Below are 8,220 nucleotides of genomic sequence, written 5' to 3'. Positions count from 1 at the left end.
GCTCCGCATGGGACTACGGTCCGCTCGGCGTCGAGCTGAAGGAAAACATCAAGCGCCAGTGGTGGCAGACCATGGTGCGCGGCCGCGACGACGTCGTCGGGCTGGATTCCTCGGTGATCCTCCCGCGCCAGGTGTGGGAAGCGTCCGGCCACGTGGACGTCTTTTCCGACCCGCTGGTGGAGTGCCTGAACTGCCACAAGCGATACCGCGCCGACCACCTCGAAGAAGAGTATGAGGAGAAGAAGGGCCGTGCGCCGGAAAACGGCCTCAAGGACATCGCCTGCGTCAACTGCGGCACCAAGGGCGAGTGGACAGAACCGCAGGAATTCTCCGGCCTGCTCAAGACCTTCCTGGGCCCGGTCGCCCAAGAAGAAGGCATGCACTACCTGCGTCCCGAGACCGCGCAGGGCATCTTCGTGAACTTCAACAATGTCCTGACGACCTCGCGGAAAAAGCCGCCGTTCGGCATCGGCCAGATCGGCAAGAGCTTCCGCAATGAGATCACCCCGGGCAACTTCATCTTCCGCACCCGCGAGTTCGAGCAGATGGAAATGGAATTCTTCGTGGAGCCGGGTACGGACGAAGAATGGCACCAGTACTGGATTGACGCCCGGCTGCAGTGGTATGTGGACCTGGGCATCAAGCGGGACAACCTTCGCCTCTTCGAGCATCCCCTGGAGAAGCTGAGCCACTACTCCAAGGGCACCACCGACGTCGAATACCGCTTCGGTTTCCAAGGCTCGGAATGGGGCGAGCTGGAAGGCATTGCCAACCGGACGGACTTCGACCTGTCCACGCACACCAAGCACTCCGGCACCGATCTGAGCTACTTCAACCAGGCCACGAACGAGCGCTACACCCCGTACGTGATCGAGCCGGCCGCCGGTCTGACCCGCTCCTTCATGGCGTTCCTCGTGGATGCCTATACGGAGGACGAGGCACCGAACGCCAAAGGCGGCGTGGACAAGCGCACCGTGCTGCGGCTGGACCCGCGGCTGGCGCCGGTCAAGGCTGCTGTGCTGCCGTTGTCCCGCAATGAGGATCTCTCGCCCAAGGCCAAGGAATTGGGTGCGGCCCTGCGCAAGAACTGGAACATCGACTTTGACGACGCCGGCGCCATCGGCCGGCGCTACCGCCGCCAGGACGAGATCGGCACCCCGTTCTGCATCACGGTTGACTTCGATACGCTCGAGGACCAGGCAGTGACCGTCCGTGAACGGGACTCGATGGCCCAGGAGCGGGTTTCCCTGGACAAGGTCGAAGGCTACCTGGCAGCCCGCCTGGTTGGTGCCTGAACGAACGCTACTCAAGCATCCGCTGCCTCAGCAACCGTCCCTCAGCCCTCTTCAGGGCAGCGCACCCGACGAAGGAGAACCATGGCCCAGCTGACCTACCGTGACTGGCGCGAGGACGATGACCTGGCCCTGCTCGAAATCTGGGGCGACCCGGAGACCGGCCAGGCCGGTCATTTCCGGGCCATGCTCCGCCCGTCCGCTGACCAGCCCTGGTCACGGTGCATCGTGGCGGAGGATCAGGGAGTAGCGGTTGCCGCCGGTGCGGTGTACGAGACCAGCCTGCACCCGGACCGGCTGTGGGTTTACGTAGAGGTGGCCCGCGACCACCGGGGCGCCGGAGTAGCCCGTGACCTGCTGGCGAGGCTTCGCGCCGAAGCCGAGCAGGCGCCGTCGGGCGTGCGGAAGCTGCGGGCCAAAGTGGAGCCGGAGACATCCGGCGCCGCCTTCGCCCGGGCCGCCGGCCTTACCCAGATCCAGAGTTCGCGCGTGGTGCAGGTTCCGCCCGGCGCGCTGCCGCTGCCGGACCTCGTGGAAACCGGTCCGCAGTTGGAGGAGGCGGCCACCGGGTCCGTGGAACTGACCCGGGCGGTGGCGGACTTTTACAACTCCGTCCATGTGTGGGACCGGGCGGACATGACCGTGGGACGGGCGCAGCAGATGCTGCTGAGCGAGTCTGCCGGGGCCGGAGGAGCGGTGGTGCTGCGCAGCGCGCCGAAGTCCGACGGCGGCACGATCCAGGCTTTCGCCGTCAGCTACACGCATGAGCGGACCGACGCTCCGGCAGATGTGCTGATGGGCTACGACACCGCACTGCCGGCCGAAGAAGCCGAAGCCGCGGTGCGGGCGCTGCTGGCCATGCTGGTGGCGCAGTACCCGGTGCAACTGGAAGTCGACGACTCGATGACCGCGGTGCTGGCCGTGCTGCAGCCGCTGCTGGATGCCGGCCTCGCCCGCCAGTTGGGCCCTGAAACTTCCATCGTCAGCGACTGACAAAACGGACAGGAGGAGTGCTCATGAAAGGTGTGCTGTTCGACGTAGACGGGACGCTGGTGGACTCGAATTACCTGCATGTGCTGGCCTGGTGGCAGGCTTTTCGGCAAGCGGGTATCGATGTCCCAATGGCGGCCATTCACCGCTGCGTCGGGATGGGCGGCGACAGGCTCATCGGGCACCTGCTCGACGACGACCGCGACCAGTCACAGGATGACCAGATCAAGGCCGCCCACGGTGCCGTCTTTTCCACCCACTGGCCGGCGCTGCGGCGCTTTGCCGGCGCCCGGGAACTCGTAGTCCGGGCCGCCCGTGAGGGACTGGCCGTGGTGCTGGCTTCCTCCGCGGAGGAAGCGGAGCTGTCCGTTCTGCGCCGCGTCATCGACGCCGACGAGTCAATCACGGCCGCCACCAGTTCTGCCGATGCCGATCAAAGCAAACCCGCGCCGGACATCCTGCAAGCGGCACTGGATGCGGCCGGGCTGCGGGCCGAGGACACAGTCTTTGTGGGGGACGCCGTCTGGGACGTCAAAGCGGCCGGAGAGCTCGGGATCCCCTGCATCGGCCTTGAGTCCGGTGGAACCCCTGCCGCCACGTTGACCGAAGCGGGCGCTGCCGAGGTGTACCGGGACGCGCAGGATTTGCTCGAACATTTCGCGGAAAGCGCCTTCGGCAGCCTTCTGCGCGCGTGACGGCGCCGGAGGCGTCCGGCGTCCCCTCGGGGCGCAGGAGCCGGTGAGCGAATGGCGGAGGAGCCAACCCACAAGCGCTTAGGGGACCGATCCGGAAACGCCCCCGGGGAGCCGGGCGGAAGCGCCCAGGCCGAGGCGATCCACAAGGACCCGGGTGCGCCAATGCAGATTTGTCCGGTTTTGAGAGAATAGACGGGTGACACTTACCGCTGCATCCGAACCGGCCGCCAAGCTGGAGCTTCCGCCGCTCAAACTCGGCCCGATCACCGTAGACACCCCGGTGGTGCTGGCCCCGATGGCCGGCATCACCAACAAGGCATTCCGACGGCTCTGCCGCCAGTACGGAGGCGGCCTCTACGTGGCGGAAATGGTGACGTCCCGCGCCCTGGTCGAACGCAACAGGGAATCGATGCGGATCATTTCGCACGATGAGGATGAGGACGTGCGGTCCGTCCAGCTCTACGGAGTGGACCCCAAAACCGTCGGTGCTGCCGTGCGGCTGCTGGTGGAGGAAGACCGTGCCGACCACGTCGACCTGAACTTCGGCTGTCCGGTGCCGAAGGTCACCCGCCGCGGCGGTGGTTCTGCGCTGCCGTGGAAAACCGAACTGTTCACCGCCATCATTCAGGCAGCCACGCGCGAGGCGGCCAAGGGCAACGTGCCGCTGACCATCAAGATGCGCAAAGGGATCGACGACGACCACCTGACCTTCATCGAGGCCGGCAAGATTGCCCGCGATGCGGGAGTGGCAGCCGTGGCGCTGCATGGCCGCACCGCGAGCCAGTTCTACTCGGGCAAGGCGGACTGGAACGCCATCGCCGAACTGCGCGAAGCTCTCCCGGACGTCCCGGTGCTGGGAAACGGTGACATCTGGAGCGCCGAAGACGCGGTGCGGATGGTGGAACAGACCGGTGTGGACGGCATCGTCGTCGGCCGCGGTTGCCAAGGCCGCCCGTGGCTGTTCGGTGACCTGCAGGCCGCGTTCGAAGGGAGGGAGCAGCGCTTCCGCCCGGGGCTGAAGGAGGTCGCCGACAGTTTCTACCGGCACGCCGAACTGCTGGTGGATTACTTCGAGGACGAAGGCAAGGCGCTGCGGGATATCCGCAAGCATGTGGCGTGGTATTTCAAGGGGTACTCGGTCGGCGGAGAACTGCGTGCGGCGCTGGCCCAGGTGCCCACGCTTGAAGTACTGCGCGAACTGCTGGCTGAACTGGATGCCGATGCCCCTTACCCGGGAGCAGACGCCGAGGGGCCGCGCGGACGCGCCGGTACGCCCAAGCGCACGGCCCTGCCGGACGGCTGGCTGTCCAGCAGGGAACTGAGTGCCGAGCATAAGTCGATGATCGCCGCTGCCGAGCTGGACGTCTCCGGTGGCTGAGGCGGCGCGCACCGGCCGCCCGGCGCCGCCTACGCCGGGATATACGGAGTTCGACCAGGAACGCTGGTACGCGGAGGAGCCCAAGAGCACCTACCGCACGCAGTTTGAACGAGACCGGGCCCGCGTCCTGCATTCCTCGGCGCTACGCCGTCTTGGCGCCAAAACGCAGGTGGTGTCGCCAGACACGGACGACTTCGTCCGGACCCGGCTGACCCACAGCCTGGAGGTGGCGCAGGTGGGCCGCGAGCTCGGCCGGAGCCTGGGCTGCGATCCGGATGTGGTGGACGCCGCCTGCCTCTCCCACGACCTTGGCCATCCTCCGTTCGGCCACAACGGGGAGACAGCGCTGAACGCCGCGGCCCATGCCATCGGCGGGTTTGAAGGCAACGCGCAGACCCTTCGGCTGCTGACCCGGCTGGAGCCCAAGATCCTGCGCCCGGACGGTTCACCGGCCGGACTGAATCTCACCCGGGCCAGCCTGGACGCGGCCTGCAAGTACCCGTGGGCCGCCGACGATGCGCCGGTCATCCATGGCAAGCGCACCAGCAAGTTCGGCGCCTACGACGACGACCTGCCCGTCTTCAACTGGCTCCGCGAAGGCGCCGCGGAGCGCCGCTCCTGCCTTGAGGCGCAGGTGATGGACCTCGCGGATGACATCTCCTACTCGGTGCACGACGTCGAAGACGCGATTGTGGCCGGACGCATCCAGCTCAAATGGCTGGACAGCGCCGACACCCGCAGCCGCGTCATCGGCTACACCCAGCAGTGGTACCTGCCCTCCAGTGACGCCCAGGAAGTGGATGAAGCACTGACCCGGCTGGAGCAATCCGGGGTCTGGGTGCGCGAGGCAGACGGCAGCCGCAAGGCGATGGCGGCGCTGAAAGACATGACCAGCCAGTTGATCGGCCGGTTCTGCTCCAGCGCGATGGACGCCACCCGTTCTATCTACGGCCCCCCGCAGTTGACCCGCTACGGGGCGGAACTCGTGGTGCCGCAGGAAACTGCCACGGAGATCGCGGTGATGAAGGGCTTGGCGACCACGTTCGTCATGACCGCGGAGTTGCGCCAGCCCGTCTACGAGCACCAACAGGAAATTTTGCAGGACCTGGTCAGCGAACTCCACGCCACGGGGGAGAAGCACTTGGAAGAGCCTTTCGCCTCGGATTGGCGTGACGCGAACGACGACGGCGCCCGCCTGCGCGTGGTCATCGACCAGATCGCTTCGCTCACCGATGTCTCAGCCCTGGCGCTGCACGAACGCCTGATGGGAGCCCACCGCACCCTGCTGTAAGGTCCCGGGCCGCCGGAGCCGTCCTCCACAGGCGGTTCCTGCGGCACCCCATCACCTGCCGGCGGGGCAGCGGCGGCCGATTTGGCACGGCTGCATAACATAGGACTATGGCCGGACTCATTAAGCGTGAAGACATCGATGAAGTCCGCCAGCGCACCGACATCAAAGAGGTCGTCGACGGCTATGTCACGCTGAAGTCGGCCGGCATCGGCTCGTTCAAGGGTCTGTGCCCCTTCCACGACGAACGATCGCCATCGTTCCATGTCCGCCCGCAGGTCGGCACTTACCATTGCTTCGGCTGTGGCGAGGGCGGCGACGTGATCTCGTTCGTGCAGAAGATGGACCACACCACGTTTTCCGAGACGGTGGAAAAGCTCGCGCACCGGATCAACTACACCCTGCGCTACGAAGACGGCGGCACCGGTCCACGCAGGGAAGACGTGGGCAAGCGGCAGCGACTGCTGGACGCACACAAGGTTGCCGCGGAGTTTTTCCGGGAGCAATTGCAAAGCCCCGGTGCCACGGCCGCCCGCGATTTCCTCTCCGGGCGCGGCTTCGACGCAGCCGCTGCGGAACAGTTCTCTGTCGGCTATGCCCCGCAGGGGTGGGACAGCCTGCTCAAGCACCTGACCGGACGCGGCTTCACGCAGGACGAACTGCGGATGACAGGCATGTTCTCCGGCGGCTCGGATGGATCCGACGGCAGGAACAGCCGGATCTATGACCGTTTTCGCGGCCGGTTGATCTGGCCCATCCGCGACCTGACGGGGGCAACGATAGGGTTTGGTGCCCGCAAGCTGTTCGAGGAAGACCAAGGGCCAAAATACCTGAATACGCCCGAGACGGCGCTCTACAAAAAGTCCCAGGTCCTGTATGGGATCGACCTGGCCAAACGGGACATTGCCCGCAGCCGCCAGTTGGTGGTCGTGGAAGGTTACACGGATGTGATGGCCTGCCACCTTTCGGGCATCCAGACGGCAGTGGCGACCTGCGGCACCTCCTTCGGCTCGGACCACATCAAGATTGCCCGGCGCCTGCTCTCCGATGACGGAACCGGAGGCGAAGTGATCTTCACCTTCGACGGCGACGAGGCAGGCCAGAAGGCCGCACTGCGCGCCTTTGAGGAAGATCAGCGCTTTGTGGCGCAAACCTACGTGGCGGTGGGGCCCAGCGGCGCGGATCCCTGTGATCTTCGCTTGAGCCACGGCGAAGGTGCGGTGCGCGAGCTGATCAGCTCCCGCCGCCCGTTGTTCGAGTTTGCGATCAAGGCCACCCTGAAGAAGTTCAACCTGGACACCGTGGAGGGCAGGGTCCAGGCCCTGCGCGCCGCCGCCCCGGTGGTCGCCGAGATCAGGGACCCCGCCATGCGGCCCGGCTACTCGCGCGAGCTTGCCGGCTGGCTGGGCATGGACGTCGAGGAGGTCACCCGGGCCGTGGCCGGAGCGGCCAAACGCGGGCAGGACCCCGGGCCGGCCCGGAAGACAGCCCGCGAGCAGGGACAACAGGGCCGCGGGCAGGAAGCGAACCGCAGCCCCCAACAGGCGTCTGTACGGGTGCGGCGCGGCAACGGCGGTCCACAGGGCCGGGAGGACGCCTGGAATCCTGGAAATCCTTCCCACCGGCAGCGCAACGGCCAGAGCCGGCCTGACTACGGGCAGGCTGCCCAGCAGGGCTTCAGCCGAGGCGGCAATGAGGGGGATGCGTCGCACTACGAGCCGGACCCCGGCCAATATGCGGCACCCGCGCCGGCCTTTCCGCGGCCGGACCTGAGTGATCCCGTGGTCCGGTTGGAACACCAGGCACTGGAAGTCGCCATTCAGCAACCCGGCCTCCTCGATGCGAACCAGTGGGAACAGTTCATGCAGGCCCGCTTCCTGGCTCCGGTGCATGTGGCCGTCCACGGTGCCGTCCGGACAGCCGGCGTTTCCGGTGCCACCCCGTCGCAGTGGGTGGAAACCATCCGGCAGGAGGTGCCGGAGGATCTGCGGGGTTTCGTGTCCGAACTGGCAGTGACGCCGCTGCCGGCGCAGAACGACGAAGCCCTGCGGCTGTATTGCCGGGGCATCCTGAACCGACTGCAGGACCTGCAGATCACTCACCTGAAGGCGGACAAGCTGGGCCAGCTGCAGCGGATGGATCCCGCGGCAGATCCCGAAAGCTACCAGCGGATCAACCGTGAACTGATGGAACTGGAAATGCAGCGCCGCGCACTCCGGGCCGAATAGCGGACGACCTCCGATTGGCAAGTTCCGGCCTCCATTGAGTATGCTGTTGGAGGTCAAACCGCCGGTGGCGGATGGCAGCCTTCCCCCGTAGCTCAATTGGCAGAGCATTCGACTGTTAATCGAAGGGTTACTGGTTCGAGTCCAGTCGGGGGAGCGGAGCAACCAGGATCCCCGTCTTCGTCCGAAGGCGGGGATCCTGTGCTTCCAGCCGTTCCCGCGTGGGTGCGGGCGGGGCGCCGATTTCGTCTCCTCGCCGCGGTCCTGCTAGAGTTTTATTCGCTTCATTCCCCCGTAGCTCAATTGGCAGAGCATTCGACTGTTAATCGAAGGGTTACTGGTTCGAGTCCAG

General features: G+C 66.2%; 6 protein-coding genes and 1 tRNA gene. All 7 read left to right on the top strand.

What is annotated here, in order from left to right; genetic code table 11:
- Positions 1 to 1,295 (top strand): glycine--tRNA ligase (locus AC5RWT_RS31750; protein ID WP_494083691.1); only part of this gene is annotated, 1,295 nt, incomplete at its 5' end.
- Between the two features lie 81 nt (positions 1,296 to 1,376).
- Positions 1,377 to 2,285: a GNAT family N-acetyltransferase gene (locus AC5RWT_RS31745; protein WP_494083690.1), complete on the top strand. Its 909-nt coding sequence runs from the start codon at positions 1,377 to 1,379 to the stop codon at positions 2,283 to 2,285.
- Between the two features lie 23 nt (positions 2,286 to 2,308).
- Complete coding sequence (locus tag AC5RWT_RS31740; RefSeq protein WP_494083689.1) at positions 2,309 to 2,977, top strand: HAD family hydrolase; 669 nt, start codon at positions 2,309 to 2,311, stop codon at positions 2,975 to 2,977.
- 196 nt (positions 2,978 to 3,173) lie between these two features.
- Complete coding sequence (gene dusB / locus AC5RWT_RS31735) at positions 3,174 to 4,355, top strand: tRNA dihydrouridine synthase DusB (RefSeq protein WP_494083688.1); 1,182 nt, start codon at positions 3,174 to 3,176, stop codon at positions 4,353 to 4,355.
- A complete protein-coding gene (locus AC5RWT_RS31730; protein WP_494083687.1) occupies positions 4,348 to 5,646 on the top strand; it encodes a deoxyguanosinetriphosphate triphosphohydrolase in 1,299 nt (432 codons plus the stop codon). Before dusB ends, AC5RWT_RS31730 begins: the two co-directional genes overlap by 8 nt.
- Positions 5,647 to 5,753: 107 nt before the next feature.
- Positions 5,754 to 7,871 (top strand): DNA primase, encoded by a 2,118-nt coding sequence (gene dnaG, locus AC5RWT_RS31725; protein ID WP_494083686.1) that lies wholly within the window; start codon positions 5,754 to 5,756, stop codon positions 7,869 to 7,871.
- An 81-nt stretch (positions 7,872 to 7,952) separates the two neighbouring features.
- A tRNA-Asn gene (locus tag AC5RWT_RS31720) sits at positions 7,953 to 8,025 on the top strand.
- The last annotated feature ends 195 nt before the right edge of the window (positions 8,026 to 8,220 follow it).

It is taken from the genome of Arthrobacter sp. Dra40 (assembly GCF_059091905.1).
Note: the sequence above shows the minus strand (reverse complement) of the source record. Positions and strands in the feature narration are given on the sequence as shown.

Coding starts and splice junctions, on each gene's coding strand:
- dnaG (WP_494083686.1), top strand. CDS start 5,754: ATGGCCGGACTCATTAAGCGTGAAGACATCGATGAAGTCCGCCAGCGC.
- AC5RWT_RS31745 (WP_494083690.1), top strand. CDS start 1,377: ATGGCCCAGCTGACCTACCGTGACTGGCGCGAGGACGATGACCTGGCC.
- AC5RWT_RS31740 (WP_494083689.1), top strand. CDS start 2,309: ATGAAAGGTGTGCTGTTCGACGTAGACGGGACGCTGGTGGACTCGAAT.